This window comes from Labrys wisconsinensis (assembly GCF_030814995.1).
In the GTDB taxonomy this organism is placed as follows: Bacteria; Pseudomonadota; Alphaproteobacteria; order Rhizobiales; family Labraceae; genus Labrys; species Labrys wisconsinensis.
In genome coordinates this window covers 33,832-55,886 of record NZ_JAUSVX010000008.1, presented here as the reverse complement: position 1 = coordinate 55,886, position 22,055 = coordinate 33,832, and the positions used below count along the sequence as shown (strand labels likewise).

Annotated in this window: 21 protein-coding genes and 1 pseudogene; 9 read left to right on the top strand and 13 right to left on the bottom strand. The window is 70.0% G+C overall.

Annotated features, from left to right (window positions below):
- Nucleotides 1-81 precede the first annotated feature (81 nt).
- Complete coding sequence (locus QO011_RS20625; protein WP_307275759.1) at nucleotides 82-573, top strand: MarR family winged helix-turn-helix transcriptional regulator; 492 nt, start codon at nucleotides 82-84, stop codon at nucleotides 571-573.
- A gap of 188 nt (nucleotides 574-761) precedes the next feature.
- Here the strand turns inward: QO011_RS20625 and QO011_RS20620 are convergent.
- The 6 genes and pseudogenes from QO011_RS20620 to QO011_RS20595 form a co-directional block, all read right to left on the bottom strand.
- A pseudogene (locus QO011_RS20620) lies at nucleotides 762-1,670 on the bottom strand (NAD(P)-dependent oxidoreductase); the annotation flags it as partial.
- A 60-nt stretch (nucleotides 1,671-1,730) separates the two neighbouring features.
- Complete coding sequence (locus QO011_RS20615) at nucleotides 1,731-2,699, bottom strand: 2-hydroxyacid dehydrogenase (protein WP_307275755.1); 969 nt, start codon at nucleotides 2,697-2,699, stop codon at nucleotides 1,731-1,733.
- 111 nt (nucleotides 2,700-2,810) lie between these two features.
- Complete coding sequence (locus QO011_RS20610; RefSeq protein WP_442358307.1) at nucleotides 2,811-3,014, bottom strand: type II toxin-antitoxin system YafQ family toxin; 204 nt, start codon at nucleotides 3,012-3,014, stop codon at nucleotides 2,811-2,813.
- Nucleotides 3,015-3,082: 68 nt separating this feature from the next.
- The gene (locus tag QO011_RS20605) at nucleotides 3,083-3,346 is read right to left on the bottom strand and encodes a type II toxin-antitoxin system RelB/DinJ family antitoxin (RefSeq protein WP_307275753.1); all 264 of its coding nucleotides are present in this window, start codon (nucleotides 3,344-3,346) and stop codon (nucleotides 3,083-3,085) included.
- 86 nt (nucleotides 3,347-3,432) lie between these two features.
- Nucleotides 3,433-4,416, bottom strand: coding sequence for a D-erythronate dehydrogenase (gene denD, locus QO011_RS20600; protein WP_307275751.1), 984 nt, complete (start codon nucleotides 4,414-4,416; stop codon nucleotides 3,433-3,435).
- A 36-nt stretch (nucleotides 4,417-4,452) separates the two neighbouring features.
- A complete protein-coding gene (locus QO011_RS20595; RefSeq protein ID WP_307275750.1) occupies nucleotides 4,453-5,199 on the bottom strand; it encodes an SDR family oxidoreductase in 747 nt (248 codons plus the stop codon).
- Nucleotides 5,200-5,335: 136 nt separating this feature from the next.
- On the opposite strand from QO011_RS20595, the gene QO011_RS20590 reads away from it, so the two are divergent.
- Together QO011_RS20590 and QO011_RS20585 are read left to right on the top strand one after the other, a co-directional pair.
- Entirely contained in the window at nucleotides 5,336-6,706 is a 1,371-nt protein-coding gene (locus tag QO011_RS20590) for a glutamine synthetase family protein (protein WP_307275749.1), read from the top strand.
- A gap of 29 nt (nucleotides 6,707-6,735) precedes the next feature.
- A complete protein-coding gene (locus QO011_RS20585) occupies nucleotides 6,736-7,200 on the top strand; it encodes a hypothetical protein (RefSeq protein ID WP_307275747.1) in 465 nt (154 codons plus the stop codon).
- 131 nt (nucleotides 7,201-7,331) lie between these two features.
- On the opposite strand, the gene QO011_RS20580 is transcribed toward QO011_RS20585, so the two are convergent.
- The 5 genes from QO011_RS20580 to QO011_RS20560 all read right to left on the bottom strand — a co-directional run bounded on the left by QO011_RS20580 (nucleotide 7,332) and on the right by QO011_RS20560 (nucleotide 12,092).
- Nucleotides 7,332-7,802 (bottom strand): GNAT family N-acetyltransferase, encoded by a 471-nt coding sequence (locus tag QO011_RS20580; protein ID WP_307275745.1) that lies wholly within the window; start codon nucleotides 7,800-7,802, stop codon nucleotides 7,332-7,334.
- Nucleotides 7,799-8,464, bottom strand: coding sequence for a GNAT family N-acetyltransferase (locus tag QO011_RS20575; RefSeq protein ID WP_307275741.1), 666 nt, complete (start codon nucleotides 8,462-8,464; stop codon nucleotides 7,799-7,801). Before QO011_RS20575 ends, QO011_RS20580 begins: the two co-directional genes overlap by 4 nt.
- A 21-nt stretch (nucleotides 8,465-8,485) precedes the next feature.
- Nucleotides 8,486-9,199: a DUF2865 domain-containing protein gene (locus QO011_RS20570; protein ID WP_307275740.1), complete on the bottom strand. Its 714-nt coding sequence runs from the start codon at nucleotides 9,197-9,199 to the stop codon at nucleotides 8,486-8,488.
- Between the two features lie 122 nt (nucleotides 9,200-9,321).
- Nucleotides 9,322-10,008, bottom strand: a complete 687-nt coding sequence (locus tag QO011_RS20565) for a DUF2865 domain-containing protein (protein WP_307276473.1) — start codon at nucleotides 10,006-10,008, stop codon at nucleotides 9,322-9,324.
- A gap of 278 nt (nucleotides 10,009-10,286) precedes the next feature.
- Nucleotides 10,287-12,092: an IlvD/Edd family dehydratase gene (locus QO011_RS20560; RefSeq protein WP_307275738.1), complete on the bottom strand. Its 1,806-nt coding sequence runs from the start codon at nucleotides 12,090-12,092 to the stop codon at nucleotides 10,287-10,289.
- A gap of 177 nt (nucleotides 12,093-12,269) precedes the next feature.
- Here QO011_RS20560 and QO011_RS20555 point away from each other — a divergent pair, with 177 nt between their 5' ends.
- The 6 genes from QO011_RS20555 to QO011_RS20530 all read left to right on the top strand — a co-directional run bounded on the left by QO011_RS20555 (nucleotide 12,270) and on the right by QO011_RS20530 (nucleotide 19,825).
- The gene (locus QO011_RS20555) at nucleotides 12,270-13,454 is read left to right on the top strand and encodes a pyridoxal phosphate-dependent aminotransferase (protein WP_307275735.1); all 1,185 of its coding nucleotides are present in this window, start codon (nucleotides 12,270-12,272) and stop codon (nucleotides 13,452-13,454) included.
- Nucleotides 13,455-13,549: 95 nt separating this feature from the next.
- On the top strand, nucleotides 13,550-14,074 hold the full coding sequence (locus QO011_RS20550; protein WP_307275734.1) for a lysozyme inhibitor LprI family protein: 525 nt from the start codon (nucleotides 13,550-13,552) through the stop codon (nucleotides 14,072-14,074).
- 17 nt (nucleotides 14,075-14,091) lie between these two features.
- Complete coding sequence (locus QO011_RS20545; RefSeq protein WP_307275731.1) at nucleotides 14,092-15,012, top strand: sugar kinase; 921 nt, start codon at nucleotides 14,092-14,094, stop codon at nucleotides 15,010-15,012.
- A gap of 242 nt (nucleotides 15,013-15,254) precedes the next feature.
- Nucleotides 15,255-17,954 (top strand): bifunctional lysylphosphatidylglycerol flippase/synthetase MprF, encoded by a 2,700-nt coding sequence (gene mprF, locus QO011_RS20540; RefSeq protein ID WP_307275728.1) that lies wholly within the window; start codon nucleotides 15,255-15,257, stop codon nucleotides 17,952-17,954.
- A complete protein-coding gene (locus QO011_RS20535; protein ID WP_307275724.1) occupies nucleotides 17,954-19,306 on the top strand; it encodes a virulence factor family protein in 1,353 nt (450 codons plus the stop codon). The genes mprF and QO011_RS20535 overlap by 1 nt, the downstream gene beginning before the upstream one ends.
- Before the next feature lie 126 nt (nucleotides 19,307-19,432).
- Entirely contained in the window at nucleotides 19,433-19,825 is a 393-nt protein-coding gene (locus tag QO011_RS20530) for a DUF6314 family protein (protein WP_307275722.1), read from the top strand.
- Nucleotides 19,826-19,829: 4 nt separating this feature from the next.
- Here the strand turns inward: QO011_RS20530 and QO011_RS20525 are convergent, their stop codons facing one another.
- Nucleotides 19,830-21,365, bottom strand: coding sequence for an FGGY-family carbohydrate kinase (locus QO011_RS20525; RefSeq protein ID WP_307275720.1), 1,536 nt, complete (start codon nucleotides 21,363-21,365; stop codon nucleotides 19,830-19,832).
- Between the two features lie 48 nt (nucleotides 21,366-21,413).
- The gene (locus QO011_RS20520) at nucleotides 21,414-22,046 is read right to left on the bottom strand and encodes a class II aldolase/adducin family protein (protein ID WP_307275719.1); all 633 of its coding nucleotides are present in this window, start codon (nucleotides 22,044-22,046) and stop codon (nucleotides 21,414-21,416) included.
- Nucleotides 22,047-22,055 lie beyond the last annotated feature (9 nt).

The window sequence follows — 22,055 nt, the reverse complement described above, 5'->3', positions numbered from 1 at the left end:
TCCCCGGACAATCCCTGGACAATGACAAAAGCTGTCGCCATGGTCAGCCGGCTATTCCCTTGATCAGCCGGCGGAGCACCGATGCGGCATCCGGCCTCGAAGACGATCGGCTACCAGCTGATCCATGTGACGCGCCTGCATCGTGCCCGAACGGCCAAGCTGCTGGAGGCGCTCGAACTTTTCCCCGGCCAGGAACAGGTGCTGGAAGCGTTGGCCGGGCGCGAGGCCATGTCGATGAGCGAGCTCGCCGACGTCCTGCGCGTGCGCCCGCCCACCGCTTCCAAGACCATCGCGCGCCTCTCCGCCGCGGGGCTGATCGAGCGCAAGGGCTCGGAAGGCGATGCCCGGGTCGTGCGCGTCGCCCTTACTGCCGAGGGGCGCCGCAAGGCGCAGGCGATCGAGGCCCTCTCCGTCGACATCGAGGACGAGGCGACGGCGCATCTCGACGGCAAGGACCGGCGCCGGCTGCGCAAGCTGCTCAAGCGGGTCGAGAAGGGCCTGCGCAACGCTCTCGGCGCCGAGATGGAGGAAGACGAGGACGGTGCCGAGGACGCCGAGGCGGACGACGCCTAGAGCATTGTCAAGCGAACCGGCACTCGGTTCGCACCAAGAAAATACGTAAAAACAATGAGATAGAGAGTGTGATCGATTCAATTCGAAGCGATCATGCTCTCACCGCGCCTCATCGATCGCCCAAGGCGGCCTGCCCGCCTGGCGTGTGCCCTCAGCCGGCGAAGCAGATCCCGCCGGCAGGCCACGCCTTAGTTTCCGGTGAGCGATACCCCGTTCAGCTCGGCAACCACGTCGGACAGCATCGGCACATAGTCCTGCGCCCGCCCGGCGCCGGCGGCCAGGGCATAGGAATTGCGCACCGCCGCGCCCATCGGATTGGCCGTGCTCGTCGCATTGGCGAAGCCGGCAAGATAGGTCATGTCCTTCAGGGCATTGCTGAGCGTGAACTTGTGGGCGTTGGGATCGCGCTCCAGCACCCATTGGAAGAAGGTCTGGTAGAAGCCGCAATCCATGCGCCCGCCGCGGATGACGCTGTCGAAGGTCTTCGGCGTCAGCCCGGCCTTGACGCCGAGGGTCAGGGCCTCGGCATAGAGCGCGGCATAGCCCATCGACAGGAAGTTGTTGAGCAGCTTCATGGTGTGGCCGCTGCCGACCGGCCCGGTCGGGATGACACGGCCGGCGAAGGCCTCCAGCACCGGGCGCGCCCGCGCCACCACCTCCGGCGCGCCGCCGACCATGACGTCGAGCGTGCCGGCCGCCGCGTCCTTCGGCGTGCGGCCGAGCGGTGTGTCGATCAGCGTGATGCCCTTGGGTGCGAGCTCGGCCGCCAGGCGGATGGTCACCGAGGGATCGGAGGTGGAGCTGTCGCAGATCAGCAGCGGCTTGCCGGCCGCGGCCAGGCCCTCCGGCCCGTTGATCACCGCCTCGACCTGCGGCGAGCCGGTGACGCAGAGCACGACGATGTCGCTCCTCTCCGCCAGCTCCCGGCCGCTATGGGCCTCGGCGGCGCCGCGCGCCAGGAGGTCCTCCACCGGCTCGCGGTTGCGATGGCCGACCACGGTCAGTGGAAAGCCCTTGTCGACGATATTGCCTGCCATGCCGTGGCCCATCAGCCCGACGCCGACGAAGCCGATGCGTTCCTTGGTCATGGTCGCTCCCTCATGCGGTTTGTCTGACGATAGAAGGCTTCGCGGCGTCCGTCACGCCTGTCGGCACGCTCAGGTCCGCGGCCAGGGCGTCTCCGCCACCGGCGTGACCGGCCCGTTGCCCTCGAGCCAGGACACGAGGTTGTCGACCACGAGCTGGCCCATCGCCCGGCGCGTATGCTCGGTGGCCGAGCCGACATGCGGCAGCAGCACCACGTTCGGCAGCTCGATCAGCGCCTGCGGCACGTGCGGCTCGTCGGCGAAGACGTCGAGGCCGGCGGCGAGGATGGTGCCGCCGCGCAGCGCCTCGATCAGCGCCGCCTCGTCCACCACCGATCCCCGCGCCACGTTGATCAGGATGCCGTCCGGACCGAGCGCCTCCAGCACCTGCGCGTCGACGATGCTGCGGGTCTCCGCCCCGCCCGGCAGGATCAGCAGCAGCGTGTCGACCGCCTGCGCCAGGCCCTTCAGGCTGGCATGGTAGGCATAGGGCACGTCCTCCTGCGGCTTGCGGCCCCAATAGGCGATCGGCAGGCCGAAGGCCTCGGCCCGCCGGGCGATCGCCTTGCCGATGCGCCCGAGCCCGGCAATGCCGAGCTTGCGCCCGCGCAGCGTCGCCGGCGTCAGCCGATAGGGCGCCTGCGGCCACTGGCCGGCGCGCAGGTAGCGGTCCGCCTGCGGCAGCTCCTTCACCGTAGCGAGCAGCAGCGCCAGCGCCGTGTCCGCCACTTCTTCGTTGAGCACGTCGGGCGTGTTGGTGACGAGGATGCCGCGCCGGGCCGCTTCCCCGGCATCGATGGTGTCGTAGCCGACGCCGAAATTGGCAATGATCTCCAGCTTCGGCAGCCGGTCCATGAAGGCGGCGTCGCCCACGGCGTGCGAGCCCATGGCGGCGAAGCGGCAGGAGGGCGCCAGCCGGGCCAGGACGGCACCGGCATCCGCCGCTTCCCAGAGCCGGTGCGCGGTGAAGAAGCGCTCGAGCGTCGCCACCGTGTGGGGCAGCATCGGCCGGGGCAGCACGAGATCGGGCAATTGCGGCATGGTTTCACGCGAGGAGAACGAAGGGCGGGAAGCCTTGTCTAGCCGGTCCGCTGCGCAGCCGGAAGCCCCTCCGGCGTAAGATGGCGCCGGCGGCATGAGCCTGTCGGAAAGTCAGCTGCCGAAGAGGTCGGCGTGGGTACCGGTCCGAGCAAGACGCAGTTCTCCCTCGGCTATCCTGTAGATCAGCAGCCAGTCGGGCTCGATATGCACGTCGCGATAGCCCTGCCATTCGCCCTTGAGCGGGTGATCCTTATAGGCGTCCGGCAGAGGCTCCTGCCTCAGCAGGAGCAAAAGCAAGGCGCGCAGCTTGGCCATGTCCTTGCCCGCTTCTCCGCGCGCTTGACATCGCGTCGGAAGGCGCCGGAGCGGACGGCCGCCAACATTCAAAGACCGAGGTCCTTGAAGAGCGCATCGGCATCCCTGGAACGCTTGCCCCCGCCCTCCTCCAGCTCGGCAATGGCCGCAGCCGTCTCGGCGTTCGGGACACGGACGTCGAACGGCAGAGCCTTTTCCGAGGCCGTGCGGATCAACAGCATGCGAACCGCGTCGGAGATGGAGAGCCCCATCGCCGCCAGGGTTTCCGCCGCCTTCTCCTTCACGGCCTCGTCCACGCGCACGTGGACCATCGACGTGGTTGCCACAGCCATACCCTCCTTGGCTTGAGATACAACGTATCGCAAACGGCCGTGCTTTTCAATCCGATGGGTGCTGTCCGGCTACCCCGGCGCGCAGCTCAGCCGCCGATCTTGCCGCCCAGCTCGTCCTCGATATGGGCCCGGATGATCGTGTCCATGTCGGGCTCGGCCTTGAAGCCGAGCGACAGGGCGCGCTCGGGATCGAAGTTGCGCGGCCAGCCCGCGACGATCTTGACGATCACCGGATCGGGCTCGCGGCGGATCAGCGACACCGCCTTCGGCCCGGCGACGCGGCCGAGCGCCGCGATCATCTCGCCGACGGTGACCGACAGGCCCGGCATGGTCAGGTTGCGCCGCGCGCCCAGCCCGTCGGTGTCGAGCCCCGCCGCGTGCTCGAGGAAATGCACCGCCGCCCGCGGGCTGGCCACCCAGTGGCGCACGTCGTCGGCGACGGGGAGGATCGCCTCCTGGCCGGCCAGCGGCTCGCGCAGGATGCCGGAGAAGAAGCCGGAGGCGGCCTTGTTCGGCTTGCCCGGCCGCACCACGATGGTGGGCAGGCGGATGGCGACCCCATCGAAGAAGCCGCGGCGCGAATAGTCCGCCAGCAGGAGCTCGCCGATCGCCTTCTGCGTGCCGTAGGAGGTGAGCGGGGTGTGGAAGAAGGTGTCGCCGATCTTGTCCGGGAAGGGCGCGCCGAACACCGCGATCGAGGAGGTGAACACCAGGCGCGGCCTGTAGCCGTCGCCGACGGCGCGGATCGCCTCGAACAGGCGCTGCGTGCCGTCGAGGTTGATGCGGTAGCCCTTCTCGAAATCCGCCTCCGCCTCGCCCGAGACGATGGCGGCGAGATGCACGATCGTGTCCGGCCGGCCGGCGACCAGCGTCTCGGCGACGCCGGGGGCGGAGAGGTCGTTGGCAGAGCACGCGCAGGCGAAGGGCGCGCCGGCCGGCGCCGAGGGCGCGACCACGTCGGTCAGCGTCGCCTTGGCGATGGCCTTGCCGCCGAGCGCGCCGGTCGTCGCCAGCTTTTCGATGAACTTGCGGCCGACCATGCCGGCCGCGCCGATGACGAGAAGATGCATGATATCGTTCCTTGCAAGAGGATCGCGGCTCGCGCCTCAGAGGGCGAAGCCGCCGTCGGCCAGATGAATCTGGCCCGTGGTGTAGGAGCTCTCGTCCGAAGCGAGATAGAGCGCCAGCGCCGCGATCTCCTCGGGCGTGCCGAGCCGGCCCATCGGCTGGCGGTCGATGAAGGCCTGACGGATCTCGTCGAGGCTCTTGCCGGTCTGGCGCGCCTGCTCGGCGATGCGCCCGTCCAGCGACGGGCTCTCGATCGTGCCGGGGCAGATGGCGTTGCAGCGGATGCCACGCCGGATGAAGTCCGCCGCCACCGCCTTGGTCAGGCCGATCACCGCTGCCTTGGAGGCGCCGTAGGCATAGCGGTTGGGCAGGCCGCGCACCGAGGACGCCCCGGAGGCGATGTTGACGATCGAGCCGGCGCCCCGCTCCAGCATGCCCGGCACGAAGGCGCGGATGGTGCGATGCATGGCCTTGACGTTGAGGTCGAAGGAGAAGTCCCAGTCCGCCTCCGAGCAGTCCAGCACCGTGCCGTGATGCACGAAGCCGGCGCAGTTGAACAGGATGTCGACCGGCCCGACCGCAGCCGCCAGCGCTTCCACCGCCGGGGTCGACAGGACGTCGAGGGCATGGAGCTCGGCGCCGGCGAGGCCCTCCAGCTTGTCCAGCGCCTTGTCGGTGGCGATGACGCGGGCCCCCTCGCGCACGAAGGCCTCGGCGGTCGCCCGGCCGATGCCCTGCGCCGCCGCGGTGAGAAACGCCGTCTTGCCCTTGAGACGCCCTGCCATCGAGTCGCTCCCACCGCTGACATGTTAGTTCCGCCAGCGATAAAGCTTTCACCGGCGGCGGGCAAGGCCATCGGGCGCGGCTTGACGGCACGGGGGGCTGTCGCGTCTCCTGTCGCGCCCCTCACGAGAGCCCTGCATGCCCGCCGACACCGCGCCGGACCGCCACCCCGAAGTCGCCGCCTTCCTTGCCGCCCATCCCGGGATCCGCTTCGTCGAGGCCTTCACCCCCGACCTCACCGGCTTCGGCTTCGGCAAGCGCCTGCCGATCGCCGAGATCGACGCGCTCTATCGCAGCGGCATGGGGTTCTCGGCGGCCCCCTATGTGCTCGACGGCCGGCATCTCGGCTACGGCTCGGGCGGCGTCGGCTGGGACGACGGCGACCCCGACGCCAGGGGGCGCCCCATTCCCGGCTCGCTCAAGCCGATGCCCTGGGCGGCGCAGCCGACGGCGCAGGTGATGCTCGACCTCGCCATGTCCGCCACCGGCGAGCCCCTGTGGACCGACCCGCGCCAGATCCTGAAGGGCGTGCTGGGCAAGCTCGCGGCGGACGGCTTCCACCCCGTGGTCGCCTGCGAGTTCGAGTTCTTCCTGATCGACGGCGCGCGCGCCGCGGACGGGCGCATCCGGCCGCCGGTGATCAAGCGCACCGGCCGCCCGCTCGGCTATCCCACCAACCTGGCGGTATCGACGCTGGAGGAGGTGGCGGACTGGTCGGCGGCGCTGGACGATGCGGCCAGGGCGCAGGGCGTGCCGATGGGCGCGGTCATCGCCGAGATGGGCGTCGGCCAGTTCGAGGTCAACCTGCACCATCAGGCCGATGCGCTGCGCGCCGGCGACCAGGCGGTGCTGCTCAAGCGCCTGATCCGCGGCGTGTCGCGGGCCATGGGCTGGGACGCCACCTTCATGCCCAAGCCCTATGCCGAGGATGCCGGCTCCGGCCTGCACGTGCATGTCAGCCTGGCGGATGCGCATGGCGACAATGTCTTCGCCGATCTCGCCGCCGGCGAGGCGCGCCTGCGCGCCGCGGTGGCCGGCCTGCAGAGGACCCTGCCCGAGGCGCTCGGCTTCTTCGCACCGAACCGCAACGCCTTCCGCCGCTTCGGCGGCCTGTTCGCGCCGGTCAACCGCAAATGGGGCGAGGACAACCGCACCGTCGCCTTCCGGGTGCCGACCGACAAGGGCGCCGGCCGGCGCATCGAGCACCGCGTCGCCGGCGCCGACGCCAATCCCTATCTCGTCCTCGCCGCCATCCTCGCCGGCATGCATCACGGCATCCGCGCCGGGCTCGAGCCGGACGCCCCGGTCGTCGGCAAGCATGCCGGCCACAAGAAGGACGAGAGCCTGCCCGGCGACGTCTACGAGGCCGCCCGGCGCCTGGCCGCGGCCCGGACGCTGAAGGACTACATGCCCAAGCGCTATCTCGAAACCTACGCCCATCTCCTGCACGGCCTGCACGAGGAATTCCTCGACGAGCTCTCGGTGCGGGAATACGAATTCTTTCTGTAGGCGCAGGGAGCTCCGGGGCGAATCATCGAATGAAATATCTTCTTCCGATTTTGATCCTATTCTGCAGCACGCCAGCCAGTGCGGACGATCAGGACGATTGTCTTTCGAAAGATGCAAGCATGAACGCTTGTGAATTCGCGCGCGCTCTTCAGAAATCGCTGGCACCACAGTTGCCGATGCAGATGAGCGCATCCATGACAATAGATACAGTCTCTGCAACCGGACGCCTTCTTACTATTGTGGGCGTCTGGCATTACACAAAAGACGAAGTAAGTACAATGATCGGTGAAAAGGGTGAGACACTCGATGATCTATCAAAAGCTATTACTGCATACGGCAAAAATTATGCCTGCAGTGCCAATATAGTTCGCTCATTTATCGACAATCGGGGTCAGTTACAGCAAATTCTTAGGACTTCCGATGGCTTTGTTCTTTCCGTATCGACAGTCGAGGATTGCACCGACGCCCCAGAGAAACCGCCAGCTCAGCAGTAGCCGGCATCAATCAAGCGATCCATTGGCAAGCTAGACTGGCGTTCAGCCATAAGCCCTGAAGCCTTACCACCCGTTATCCACCTGGAAGCTACTCCATTCTCGGTGACGCCTCGAGCAGACATCCAGCCAACTCAATGCTCTCGGGTAAGTTGTCGCGACAGGTGCACCACACGCCGGTCCGGCAGCTCCTCGACACGGTCGATGCCGTAGCCGCGCCGCTGGTACCAGGCGAGGTTCTCGGTGAACAGCGCGTTGGTCCACAGCCGCACCAGGGCGAGGCCCCGTCCGGCTGCGGCCGCCTCGGCGGCGTCGAGCAGCGCCGAGCCGATGCGCCGGCCCTTCAGCACCGGCGACACGGCGATGCTCCAGATCACCAGATGGTCAGCCTTCCAGTCGAGGATCAGGGCGGCGTCGAGCGCTTCGCCTTCCCCCGCGACGCGGATATCCATCGCGTCGAGCAGCGCCGCGAAATCGGCGCCCACCGGCATCGGGCGGCGGCCGAGCCGCGCCGTCATCGGCGCATAGGCCGCCTCCTGCAGAAGGGCGAGCGCCGGCAGGTCGGCCTTGGTCGCCGGCCGCAGCACCACCTGCGCTGCGGTCACGGCCGCGTCCCGAGGCGGGTCTTCTGCTGGCCGGCCGCGTCGAAATTGGCGGGATCGAGCCAGGCGCCATAGGCGGCGCGCAGCGCCGGCCACTCGCCGTCGAGCATGGCAAACCAGGCGGTGTCGCGGTTCGCCCCCTTCACCACCATGTGCTGGCGGAACACGCCCTCGAACCGGAAGCCGAAGCGCAGCGCCGCCCGCTTCGACGGCTCGTTGGCATCGTTGCACTTCCATTCGAAGCGGCGATAGCCGAGCTCCTCGAAGACGTAGCGGGCGGCGAGCATCAGCGCTTCCGTCGCCACGCGGGAGCGGGCGATCGCCGGCCCCCACAGGATGTTGCCGATCTCGACGACGCCGTTGGCCGCGTCGATGCGCATCAGCGCCTGACGACCCTCGGCCCGGCCGCTCGCCTTGTCGACCACGGCGGAGAACAGCAGGTCCTCGTTGGCCGCCGCCTTCGCCAGCCAGGCGTCGAAGCCGGGCCGCTCCTGCGGCGGCAGGTCGGGCAGGTAGCGAAAGCGTGCGTCGGCGCCCTCCGCGCGCGCGGACTCGTAGAGCGAATCGCCGTGCCGCGCCGGATCGAGCGGCTCCAGCCGGGCATAGAGGCCGTCGAGCACGATTCGCTGCGGCCGGGGCACGCCGCGCCAGTCGGAGAGATCCATGACCATTCCCGCGGGCAGCGCCTATTGCGCGATTCGCCCTTCCAGCGACAGCATCTGCTGGCGCACCACGCTGGGCAAGTCCTTGGCGCCGGCGACGCTGACGAAGTCCTCGCTCTGGTGTGGGCCGTTCGAGCCGCCACGGAACACTTTCAGCCCGTCCTGGGACACGACGATGTCGCCGTTGCGCAGGGTCGGATCGATGCTGATCGGGATCTGCGGCAGGCCGCTCGCCGTGCTCTTGCAGGCACAGGCCGCCGTCTCCGCGTCGCGGAAGGCGTAGGCGTTGGGCATCGCGGGATAGAGCGTGCCGGTCTCGTCGGCGGCGCGCTCGATCGCCGGCTTCGGGCCGCTGACCTTGTTGGCGTCGGGCCCGGCATCCATCGGCGCGGTGAACAGCTTCATCGGCGCGTCGCCGCAGGAGGAGGCGCACATGGCCTGGTGGCTGGCGAGCTGCGCCTTGTTGCGCACGAAACCGATGGCGAAGTAATAGCCGTCGCAGGTGCGCACGCAGTAGGTGCGCTGCTCGCCGATCGCCGGCGAGGCCGCCTGAAGCGGACGCTTGGGCGCGGCCGTGCGCGGGCGCTGCTGCATCGGCACCGGAGCCGGCGGCGCCACCGGCTTGGGGGTGCCGAACAGGAAATCCAGGAAGCCGGCCTCGGCGCTCGACAGGCCGGCCCCGCCCGCCAGGGTCGCCATCGCCAGTACCAACGTCGCCAGCCGACGTCCCGCCCTCATCAGCACCCGTCCCCGAAGCACGCCGAACCGCGCGGATCTTACTAGGATTGGGACGCGATGATGTCGAGAGCGTGTCCGGATCAAAAGCGCGTCAGTGGCGCCACCATGGGCGATGACGGCCTCTATTGCGCGATCCGGCCCTCCAGCACCAGCATCTGCCGGCGCACCTCGCTGGGCAGCGCCTTGGCGCCGGCGACGCTGACGAAGTCCCGGTCGGCGTGCGGACCGTCGGCGCTGCCGCGGAACACCTTGAGGCCGTCCTGGGTAACGACGATGTCGCCGTTGCGCAGCGTCGGGTCGACGCTGATCGGGATCTGCGGCAGGCCGTTCGCCGTGCTCTTGCAGGCGCAGGCGGCATCGCCGGCATGGCGGAAGGCATAGGCGGTCGGCATGGCGGTGTAGAGGCCGCCGTCTCCGTCGGTGGCCCGCTCGATGGCCGGCGTCGCGCCGCTGACCTTGTTGACGTCCGGTCCCGACTCCATCGGCGCCGAGAACAGCTTCATCGGCGCATCGCCGCAGGCCGAGGCGCACATGCTCTCGTGGCTCGCCAGCTGGGCCTTGTTGCGCACGAAGCCGATGGCGAAATAATAGCCGTCGCAGGTGCGCACGCAGTAGGTGCGCTGCAGGCCGACCGCGGCCGAAGCGCTCTCGAGCGCCGGCGAACGCCGGATCGAGACGGGCCGGGCCGGGCGCCGCGGCGCAGGAGCGGCCACCGGCGGCACCGGCCGGCCGCCGTGCAGGATCACGTCCCACAGGCCGCTTTCGTCGCGCGAGGCCACCGGGCCGCCGACGATGCCGATGACCGCCATCGCCAAGGCCAACGTCGCCAACCGGCGCTCTGCCCCCATCGGACCATCCCTCCACCCAAGCGCCGGGAGATGTCACGGGTGCAGCCATGCTGCCGCCCGCCCATCCCGGCCGGCGTCGCCGCCGTCCGCATGCCGGACCCCAAGGGCCCGGGCCGGCGAGCAGCGCGACCTCACGACGAACTCCGGACGCTTCGGCCGGAATTCTCCTTGGGGAAGCTTAACTTAGGATTGCAACAGGACGTTGTCGAGGCCGCTGGAAACACGCGGCCAGGGCGGCGTCAATGGTTGTCGCGCGGCACGCCGTAGGTCTGCGCCACCTTCTGGTACTTGACCGCGGGCTTCAGCACCATGCCCTGGGCGAGCTGGTCGACCATCGAGCGCTGGATGTCCTGCCACGGCGTCTGGCTCGGCGGGAAGTGATAGCCGCCCTGCCGCTCCAGCTCCGCCCGGCGCGTGGCGAGCTCGGCATCGGAGATCAGGATGTTGGCCTCGCCCTTGTTGAGGTCGATGCGCACGCGATCACCCGTCCTGAGCAGGGCGAGGCCGCCGCCGGCCGCCGCCTCGGGCGAGGCGTTGAGGATCGAGGGCGAGCCGGACGTGCCGGACTGGCGGCCGTCGCCGATGCAGGGCAGCGAGTGGATGCCACGCTTGATCAGCGCCGCCGGCGGCTGCATGTTCACCACCTCCGCCGCGCCGGGATAGCCGATCGGCCCGGCGCCGCGGATGAACAGCAGGCAGTGCTCGTCGATCGCCAGGGCGGGATCGTCGATGCGGTGATGGTAGTCCTCCGGCCCCTCGAACACGATGGCCCGGCCCTCGAAGGCGTTGGGGCTCTTGGGATCGGCGAGATAGCGGTCGTGGAACTCCTTGGAGATCACGCTGGTCTTCATGATCGCCGAATCGAACAGGTTGCCGCGCAGCACGATGAAGCCGGCATCCTGCACCAGGGCGGTATCGAAGGTGCGGATCACGTCCGGCAGCTCGATCTCTGCGCCCCGGCAATTCTCGCCGATCGACTTGCCGTTCACCGTCAGGGCGTTTTCCCGGATGAGGCCGTGCTTCATCAGCTCGTTGACCACGGCCGGCACGCCGCCGGCATGCTGGTAGTCCTCGCCGAGATATTGGCCGGCCGGCTGCAGGTTGACCAGGAGCGGCACCTTGTGGCCGATCTCCTGCCAGTCGTCGACCTCCAGCGGCACGCCGATATGGCGGGCGATGGCGTTGATGTGGATCGGCGCGTTGGTGGAGCCGCCGATCGCCGAGTTGACGACGATGACGTTCTCGAAGGCCTCGCGGGTCATGATGTCGGAAGGCTTCAGGTCCTCCCACACCATCGCCACCGCGCGCTTGCCGGTCTCGTAGGCGATCTGCTGGCGCTCGCGATAGGGCGCGGGAATGGCGGCCGAGCCGGGCAGCTGCATGCCGAGCGCCTCGGCCAGCGAGTTCATCGTCGTCGCCGTGCCCATGGTGTTGCAATAGCCGGTCGAGGGCGCCGAGGAGGCCACGATCTCCATGAACTGCTCATAGTCGATCTCGCCCGCGGCCAGGCGCTCGCGCTGCTTCCAGACGACGGTGCCCGAGCCGGTGCGCTCGCCCTTCCACCAGCCGTTCAGCATCGGGCCCACGGACAGGGCGATCGCCGGGATGTTGACGGTCGCCGCCGCCATCAGGCAGGCCGGCGTGGTCTTGTCGCAGCCGATGGTCAGCACCACGCCGTCGAGGGGATAGCCGTAGAGCAGCTCGACCAGGCCGAGATAGGCGAGGTTGCGGTCGAGCGCCGCGCCCGGGCGCTTGCCGGTCTCCTGGATCGGATGGACCGGAAATTCCATGGCGATGCCGCCGGCCTCGCGGATGCCCTCGCGCACGCGCTGCGCCAGGACGAGGTGGTGGCGGTTGCAGGGCGACAGGTCCGAGCCGGTCTGGGCGATGCCGATGATCGGCTTGCCCGACTGCAGCTCCTTGCGCGTCAGGCCGAAATTGAGGTAGCGCTCCATGTAGAGCGCCGTCATGCCGGGATTGTCGGGGTTGTCGAACCAGGCCTGGGACCTGAGCTTCCTGCCCCCATCCTGCGCCTGCCCAGTCATCGTCTTCTCCCGCAATGCTTCTCGCCGATCGCCCGAACGGGCGTCGGACTGGACTATCACTTTTGTCGGACCATTCGCAAGGAATAAGGCCGCCGACATCCCGTTTGATCCCGGGCGCGCCAGCGCATAGCCTGAGGGGCAACAACAGTCCACGTCGCAGCCTGTCGGAAACGCCCCATGCCCTTCCACGTCGTCCCTGCCTTTTCCCGCATCGGCGAGGAGAACGCCTTTGCCGTGCTTGCCCGTGCCACGGACCTCGCCCGCCAGGGACGCGACATCATCAATCTGGGCATCGGCCAGCCGGACTTCCCCACACCGCCCCACATCGTCGAGGCGGCGGTGAAGGCGCTCCGGGACGGGCATCACGGCTACACCCCGGCCACCGGCGTCCTGCCGCTGCGCGAGGCTGTGGCGGCCGACGTCGAAAGGCGCACCGGCGCGGCGGTGTCGCCGGACGAGGTGATCGTCGTGCCGGGCGGCAAGGTGACCATGTTCATGGCCATCCTGATGTTCGGCGAGCCCGGCGCCGAGATCCTCTATCCCGACCCCGGCTTTCCCATCTACCGCTCGATGATCGAGTTCACCGGCGCCACTCCGGTGCCGGTGCCGATCCGCGAGGAGAACGGCTTCGCCTTCTCCGCCGCCGAGACGCTGTCGCTGATCACGCCGCGCACCCGCCTTCTGATCCTCAACTCGCCGGCCAACCCGACCGGCGGCGTCACCCCCAAGGCCGAGATCGACGCCCTGGTCGCGGGGCTGGCGGCGCATCCGGACGTCGCGATCCTCTCCGACGAGATCTACGGCCAGATGACCTATGACGGCCTGGCGCATGCCTCGCTCATGGCTTATCCCGAGATCCGCGACCGGCTGATCCTGCTCGACGGCTGGTCCAAGACCTATGCCATGACCGGCTGGCGCATGGGCTTCTCGATCTGGCCGAAGGTGCTGGGCGAGGCGGCGCGCAAGCTCGCGGTCAACTCCTATTCCTGCGTCAACGCCGCCGCGCAATGGGCCGGCCTGGCCGCGCTCACCGGGCCGCAGGACGCTGTCCACGCCATGGTCGCCGAGTTCGACAAGCGCCGGCGCCTGGTGGTCGAGGGGCTGAACCGCCTGCCCGGCGTCAGCTCCGCCACCCCCAGGGGCGCCTTCTACGCCTTCCCCAATATCGGCCGCACCGGCTGGAAGGCCAAGGCGCTCGCCTCGGCCCTCCTGGAGGAGGCGGGCGTCGCCACCATCGGCGGGCCGGATTTCGGCGTGCACGGCGAGGGCTATATCCGCCTCTCCTACGCCAATTCGGCCGAGAACATCGCCAGGGCGCTGGAGCGCATGGGCGATTTCCTCGTCAGCCGCAAGGCGGCGTGATGGCCGCGGGCGAGGTTCTGCCGCCGCGGCCCGACCTCGGGCTCCCTCCCGTCCGGGAGAGGGGCAGGGGTGAGGGTCTAGACGGAGCAGGCCAGATGCATGGCGGACGGCCCCTCGGCTTCGGCAACGGCTCCCGCTCAATTGTGCAGGCGTTCAGGCCCTCACCCCTGCCCCTCTCCCGGACAGGAGAGGGGTTCCGCACCCTGCTGCTCGCCTTCGTCCTCGGCCTGCCGCTGCCCGCCCTCGCCGCGCCGGTCGGCGGCTGCGATCCCGAGGCGCTCAAGGGCCCGGCGCTCACCAACTGCCTCACCGAGGCGGTCAAGCAATCCGAGCGCAGCCTGCAGGCCGCAGTCGACGCGGCGCTCGCCTCGATCGGGACGCGGTCCGGCGTGTTCGACAGCCAGCGCGCTCGCTGGAAGAACGCGCTCTCCGACAGCCAGGCCGACTGGCTGCGCTTCCGCAATGCCGAGTGCCAGGACGTCGCGCCCTTCGAGGGCCAGGCCGGCTCGACCAGCGCCCTGAAGAACCGCGTCGCCGCCTTCGAGGCCAAGCTGATCTGCACCGTGCGCCTCAACGGCGAGCGCATCGCCGACCTAGCCGCGCGCTATCCTTCTCCTTAAGATTGGACATCGCCCCCGTGACCGACCTTCTCGCCTTGGGCGAATGCATGGTGGAACTGTCGCGCCAGCCCGACGGCCGCTTTTCGCTGGCCTATGGCGGCGACACCTTCAACACCGCCGCCTATGCCGCCCGCCTCGGCCTCGCCGCCGCCTACGGGACGGCGCTGGGGGACGACCCCTATTCCCGCGGCATCCTCGACCTCGCCGCCGCGGAGGCGGTCGACACCACGCTCGTGCCGCGCCTGCCCGGCCGCGTGCCCGGCCTCTACGTCATCGAGACCGACGGCCGCGGCGAGCGCAGCTTCTTCTACTGGCGCGACACGGCGCCGGCGCGCGAGCTCTTCGAGCTGCCCGCGGCGGAGGCCCTCGTCGCGGCGATGGCGCGGGCGCGCTGTGTCTACTTCTCCGGCATCACCCTGTCGCTCTATGGTCCGGCCGGGCTCGACCGTTTCGAGCGGTCCGTCGCGGCCGCCCGGGCCGCCGGCGCGCGCATCGCCTTCGACGGCAATTTCCGCCCCCGCAACTGGAAGGGCGACCTCGCCCGCGCCCGCGCCGTGTTCGCCCGCTTCCTCGTGCATGTCGATCTGGCGCTGCCGACCTTCGACGACGAGCAGGCGCTGTGGGGCGATGCCGATCCCGCCGCCACGCTCGACCGGCTCGCCGGGCACGGCATCGCCGAGATCGTGATCAAGAACGGGCCCGCCGGCGTCAGCATCCGCAGCGTGGGCCTCGCCGCCGCCGTGCCGGTGCCGGCGCCGGTCGAGCCCGTCGACACGACAGCGGCCGGCGACAGCTTCAACGCCGGCTATCTCGCCGGGCGGCTGAGGGGGGCCGAGCCCGGCGAGGCCGCCCTGCTTGGCCATCGCCTCGCCGCCGTGGTCATCCGCCACCGCGGCGCCATCGTGCCGAAAGCGGCGACGGCCGGCCTCGCTGCCTGAGCCGCAGCCGGCCTGCCGAAAAGATCGGCAGCCGAATCAGGCCCGGTTTTGCTATGCGACGAGGCGCCTCAGCTTGGCTGATCGCGCTGAAGATGTCATATGGCTGCCGTCGCGCCGCCATGATCGACGCTCAAGAGCAGGTCGGCGCGAGCGGAACGAAGGCGCTGCGTGCAAGTCGACGGCCTGAACCGCGGATGGTCCGCGAGGCGCCTCGGCTCGGAATCGGCGGAGTTTGGGGGCCTATGTCGAGAGCGGTTGCGGCGCCGGAGCGCAACGACGCGAGCGTGGCTGCGCAGCAGGCCGCGGTGCGCGGCCTCGACGCCATGGCGGTGGAGCGCGCCGCGGTCGAGAACGCCGAGGCCGGCGGCATCGGCGGGCTGCTCCGGCGCATCGACTGGAGCAAGGCGGGCCTCGTCGTCGGGCTGCTGCTGTTCGCCGCCGCCTCCATCGTCCTCTACCATCTCCTGGCCGAGCTGACCTGGACCGACGTCGAGAACGCCATCGCGCGCGTCAAGTGGCACGAGGTGGCGATGGCGGCCGGTGCGACCGCCCTCTCCTACCTCGCCCTGGTCGGCTACGATCTCCTGGCCCTGCGCCATATCCGGGCCAAGGTGCCGCTGCGCGCCGTCGCCTTCACCTCCTTCGTCAGCCATGCCTTCACCTACACGCTCGGCTTCGGCGTGCTGACCGGCGGCGCGGTGCGCTGGCGCATGTACCAGGGCTATGGCCTCAAGCCGGCGCAGATCCTCGCCGTCGGCATGCTCTGCGCCGTCACCTTCTGGCTCGGCATCACCGGCGTCGCCGGCCTCGGCCTGGTGCTGGAGCCGAGCATGCTCGCCCCGCTCGACGGGCTCGATGCCCGGCTCAACCTCGCCATCGGCGCCGTCATCGTCGGCGCCATCCTGGCCTGGGTGGTGGCCTCCGCCATCAAGCCGCGCACCGTCACCATTTCCGACTGGACCATGCCGCTGCCCGGCGCCGGCGCGGCGCTCGGCTCGGTGCTGGTCGGCCTGCTCGACACCACCGCCGCCGCCTGCGCGCTCTGGCTGATCCTGCCCGACGGCCCGGACCCGGGCTTTGCCAGCTTCCTGGTCGTCTTCGCCATCGCCACGGTGCTCGGCGTCGTCAGCCATGTGCCCGGCGGCGTCGGCGTGTTCGAGGCGACGATGATCGTCGCCCTGCCGCTGGTGCCGCAGGCCGACCTGGTCGGCTCGCTGCTCCTGTTCCGCCTGGTCTACTACGCCGTGCCCTTCGGCCTCGCCTCGGCGCTGCTCGGCGCCTACGAGGTGCGCCATCGCCGCGAGACCGTCGGCCGCATCGCCGGCACGCTGGGCTCGCTCGCCCGCCCGCTGGTGCCGCGCGCCGCGGGCGTCGCCGTGTTCCTCGGCGGCGTGGTGCTGCTGCTCTCGGGCGCGACCCCGGCCGAGCACGACCGCATCCGCGTGCTGCGCAGCTTCGTTCCCCTGCCCTTCGTCGAGACCTCGCATTTCGCCGCCAGCGTGATCGGCCTGGTGCTGCTGGTGGTGGCCTACGGGCTGGTCCGGCGCATGACCAACGCCTGGCGGCTGGCGATCCTGCTGCTCTCGGCCGGCGCGCTGTTCTCGGTGCTCAAGGGCCTCGATTTCGAGGAGGCGATCGTCTGCACCGTGGTGGTCTGCCTGCTCCTGGTGTCGCGACGCGAGTTCTACCGCCAGGCCGACCTCTTCGCGGTGCGCCCCTCCTTCGAATGGATCCTGGCGGTGATCGTCGCCATCGGCGCCTCGATCTGGCTCGGCTTCTTCGTCTGGCGCAACGTCGAGTACCAGAACGTGCTGTGGTGGGACTTCGGCTACCACCACGACGCGCCGCGCTTCATGCGCGCCACGCTCGGCGTCTTCGTCGCCGCGCTCGGCATCGCCGCCTACATCCTGCTGCATCGGTCGCAGCCGGCGGCCGACCCCGCCGCCCCCGACGAGGTCGCCCGCATCCTGCCGCTGGTCGCGGCCTCGCCCCGCTCGGAGGCCAACCTCGCGCTGCTCGGCGACAAGCGCTTCGTGCTCGCGCCCGACGGGCGCGGCTTCGTCATGTACGGCGTGCAGGGCCGCAGCTGGATCTCCATGGGCGACCCCGTCGCCGACGACGGCGAGGTCGATGACCTCGTCTGGCAGTTCAAGGAGCTGGTCGACCGGCACGGCGGCATGCCGGTGTTCTACCAGGTGACCACCCAGCACCTGCCGGCCTATCTCGACGCCGGCTTCTCCCTGGCCAAGCTCGGCGAGGAGGCCTGGGTCCCGCTCACCCGCTTCACCCTGGAGGGCGGCGAAGGCCGGCGCCTGCGCCAGGCCAAGGCCAAGGCCGAGCGCAGCGGCGCCAGCTTCGCCATGGTGCCGGCGGCCGAGGTCGGCACGATCATCGACGAATTGGAAGAGGTCTCGAACCTCTGGCTGACGCAGAAGGGCAACAAGGAGAAGGGCTTCTCGCTCGGCTTCTGGTCGCGCGCCTACATGCTGCGCTACGATCAGGCGGTGATCCGCCACGAGGGCCGCATCGTCGCCTTCGCCAATATCTGGCGCGGCGCCGACAGGCGAGAATACACCGTCGACCTCATGCGCTACCGCCCGGACGGGCCGGCGGGCATGATGGACCTGCTGTTCATCGGCCTGCTCTCCCAGGCCAAGAGCGAGGGCTTCGCCTGGTTCAACCTCGGCATGGCGCCGCTCTCCGGCCTGGCGACGCACCGCCTCGCCTCGCTGTGGAGCCGCATCGGCGCCTTTCTCTACCGGCGCGGCGACCGCTTCTACAATTTCGAGGGCCTGCGCGCCTTCAAGGACAAGTTCAAGCCCGAATGGCGGCCGAAATACCTCGCCTTCCCCGGCGGCCTCGCCCTGCCGCAAATTCTCATGGACGTCACCGGCCTGATCGCCTCGAGCCCACGACGCGCCCTCTCCGAGGAGATCTCCTGATGCGCCTTGCCTGTCTATCCCTCTCGATCCTGCTGGCCTTCGCCGCGCCGGCCTTCGCCGCGCCGCGCGAGATCCAGGTGGACGAGGAGTCGCTCGGCAAGGTCACGGTGCTCGCGCCCGCGGAAGAGCCGCAGATCTGGGTGGCCCTGCTCTCCGACAAGGATGGGATCACGGCGGAGTATAGGGCCAAGGCGGAGAAGCTGGTCGCCGCCGGCGCCGCCGTGGCGCTGATCGACACGCCCAAGCTGATCGATGGGCTCGCCAAGGGCGACGAGGTCGACTGCCACTATGCCTTCGGCGACATCGAGGACACCGCCCGGGCCAGCCAGCGCGCCCTCGGCATGAAGGTCTGGCGCTGGCCGACCCTGCTCGGCCTCGGCGAGATGGGCGGCACGCTGACCTATCTCGCCGTCGCCCAGGCGCCGGAGAACACCGCCGCCGGCGGCGTCAGCCTCGGCTTCAGCACGCAATTCGCCTCCAAGCTGGTGATCTGCGACGGCGCCGTCGGCACCAAGGTCCATGACGGCCTGTGGAACTACGCGCCGATGGTCGACCTGCCCGCCCGCTGGACCTATGTCGCCGCCGACAAGCCCGACGCCGCCGTCCAGGCCTTCCTCGACGCGAGCAAGAAGAACACGGCGGCGCTCGCCGTGCCCGGCGACGACGAGGCTCGCTTCGACGCCGCGCTCAAGGCGGCGCTCGAGATCGGCGCTCCGCCCCAGGAGGAGCTCGGCGACCTGCCGCTGGAGGAGCTGCCGACCGACGGCCCGCCGATCGGCCTCGCCGTGCTGCTCTCGGGCGACGGCGGCTGGCGCGACATCGACAAGTCGATCGCCGAGATCCTGCAGCAGGAGGGCGTCGCCGTCGTCGGCGTCGATTCCCTGCGCTATTTCTGGAGCACCAAGGAGCCCGACGTCGTCGCCTCCGACATCGGCCGCATCATCGCCCACTACACCAAGATCTGGGGGGCCAAGCGCGTGGCGGTCATGGGCTATTCGCTCGGCGCCGACGTCATCCCCTTCGCCTGGCAGAAGTTCTCGCCCGCTCTCAAGAAGCAGATCAACCTCGTCGCCCTGCTCGGCCTGGAGCCGACCGCCGACTTCGAGATCTCGGTCTCCGGCTGGCTCGGCGTCGCCTCCTCCTCCGACATCGACCTCAAGCCCTACCTGCCCTCGCTGCCGATGGAGAAGACGATGTGCTTCTACGGCGAGGACGAGGTCGCGGACAACGAGACCGCCTGCGTCTTCCCCGAGATGGCCAAGGCCACCATCGTCAAGCGCCCGGGCGGCCACCATTTCGACGGCAATTACGAGCCGGTGGCCCGCATGATCCTGGAGCGGCTGAAGAAGTAGGGCGGCCGCCGGAGGCCGATCGAGCTCCACCTCACCGGCAAGCCGCCCGGCGGTGCGCGTCCGCCAGCCCGCAGTGGCAAGAGAGGCGTCGGCCGGCCGTCTCGTTGCGCGACGGAAGACGGGACAATGATCATCTTCTGCGGGACGTGGCACGTTCGCCGGCGCATCGTCGATCTTCCGACCGGCGAGGTGACGCAGTTCGAGGGCACGGCCCGCATTTCGCCCGATCGTTTCGACGAGCGCGGTATTCTCCGCCGGGCCGGCGGCACGTTCGCCGCGCAGCGCACCTATCGTCTCGCCTTCGGCAGCGGCTCGGTCGAGGTCCGGTTCGAGGACGGACGGCCCTTCATCGCCCTGACGTCGGAGAGCAGCCAACGGCTGGAGCATGTCTGCGGCGACGATCATTACCGCGGCCGGTTCCTGTTCGCCGGCGACGGGCGGTGGATGGAAGCCTGGTCGGTCCGCGGCCCGCGCAAGACCTATCGGAGCGTCAGTCGCTATCGCAGCACGGCGCCATAGGGGTCTATCCGCGCTCCGGCGCGGCCCCTGAAGCGGCCTGCGCCTGCGCGGCCCGCAGCTGCAGCGCCAGCGGCCGCAGGGCGGCATAGAGGCCGCGATAGATGGCGAGCCGGGCGGCGTGGGCGGCATGGCGGCCCGGGCGCGGCCGGAAGGTCTCGCCGGGGGCGACCATCTCGGCCGCCACCTCGGCGACCGGCCGCCGCGGCTCCAGCGCCCAGCGCCCGAGGATGGCGCCGCCGAGGCAGGGCGCGTCGGCGACGGCGAGGCGGGTGATCGGCCGGTTCAGGATGTCGGCCTTCATCTGCAGCCACAGGGCCGAGCGCGAGCCGCCGCCGATCGCCGCCAGCCTCTCCACCGGGCCGGCGGCCTCCGACAGCGCCTCCAGGCTCAGGGCCTGCTCGAAGGTGATGCCCTCCAGCACGGCGAGCAGCAGCTCCCGCCGCCCCGTGTCGAGGCTCAATCCGAACAGCGCGCCGAGGCTGTCGGCATCGTTGAGCACCGTGCCGCTGCCGACGAAATGCGGCAGCAGCATCGGCCAGGCCGGCGGCGTGTCCGGCAGCTCGGACAGCAGGTGCTCGAACGGCGCCCCGTCATCCAAGGTCATGGCCTGCCGGAACCAGGCCAGCACCCGCCCGCCGCTCTCGCTGCCGGCGAGGCCGACGCTGCGGCCGGGGACGACATGGGCGTAGCAGGGGATGTTGCGGCGTCCGAGCCGCGGCGAGGGTGCGGCCAGGGCGACGACCAGCGCCTCGGTGGTGCCGATCGAGTACATCGCCGTGCCGGGCTCGATGACGCCGGCACCGAGCGCCCCCATCGGCTGGTCGTGGCCGCCGAGCACCACGGCGACGCCCTCGGGCAGTGCGAGCCGGCCCGCCACCGGCGCCGGGACCGTGCCGAGGATCGTGCCGCTCGGCGCGACCGGGGCGAGCCGAGCGGCGCAGAGCCCCGCCCTGTCGAGCAGCGGCTGCGACCAGGCCCGCCGCCCGATGTCGAAGGCCATGGTCCGCGCCGCCATGCTCTCGTCGATGACCGGCGACAGGCCGAGGCGCATCAGCGCGAACTCGCCGAAGCACAGGAACTTCCAGGCGCCGGCCACGAGGTCCGGCCGGTGCCGGCGCCACCAGATCAGCTTCAGCAGCGAGGGAATGGTCGAGAGCGGCTGGCCGGTGACGGCATGGATGCTCTCGGCCCCGGGATCGGCGGCGAGCCCCTCGACCTCGGCGACGGCGCGCCGGTCGGCGCTGATCGGCGCCGGCGCCAGCGGACGGCCGGCCCGGTCGACCGGCAGCACCGCTTCGCCCAGCACCGAGACCGCGAGGGTCCTGACCCGTCCCGGCAGGGCGGCGGCGTCGAGCTCGCGGAAGCAGGCTTCCGCCTCGTCCCAGACCGCTTCCGCATCGAGCTCGAACAGGCCCGGCCCAGGACTGGCCGCGGCATAGCCGCGTGCCGACCGGGCGAACTCGTGCCCGGCGGCATCGAAGGCGATCAGCTTGCAGCCGCTGGTGCCGAGGTCGAGACCGAGGAAGATGTCGCTGGGCATGGCGTCGGCCGGGTGGCGAGCACCGCTGTCCCGCAGGCGGGACAGCGCTCAGGCGAAGGAGGGAACGGGCAGGTCGGCGATGTCGGCCGGGCTCATCGGCTTGACGCCGCCGATCGCCTCGGCCGCCCAGCAGGTCTTGGAATAGGCCTCGACCACTTCCAGGCGCTGATAGGCCTCCAGCACCGTCGCGCCGCAGGCGATCGAGCCGTGGTTCTGCAGGAGGAAGGCGTTGTGGTGGCGGATGAAGGGGGCGATCGCCGCGGCGAGCTTGGGGCCGGAGGGGCGGCCATAAGGCACCAGGGCGACGTCGCCGATGGTGGCGACCAGCTCGGGCAGGATATCCTTGGGCAGCTTGCGGCCGGCGGCGGCATAGGCGGTGCTGAACACCGGGTGGCCGTGGGCGACGCCGTTGACGCCCGGCCGCTGCTTGTAGAACTCCAGATGCATGAAGCGCTCGGAGGTGGGCCGCCGGTCGCCCTCGATGATAGTGCCGTCGAAATCGATCCGCACCAGCACCTCGGCGGTCACCTCCCCCTTGTTGAGGTCGGAGGGCGTGGTCCAGATGCCGCCGTCGCGCGCCCGCGCGCTGACATTGCCTTCGGTGCCGGCGATCAGGCCCTTCTGCGCCATCAGGCGGCAGCAATGGACGATCATATCCTTGACGGGGTCGTGCGTGGGCATGGGGCGTCT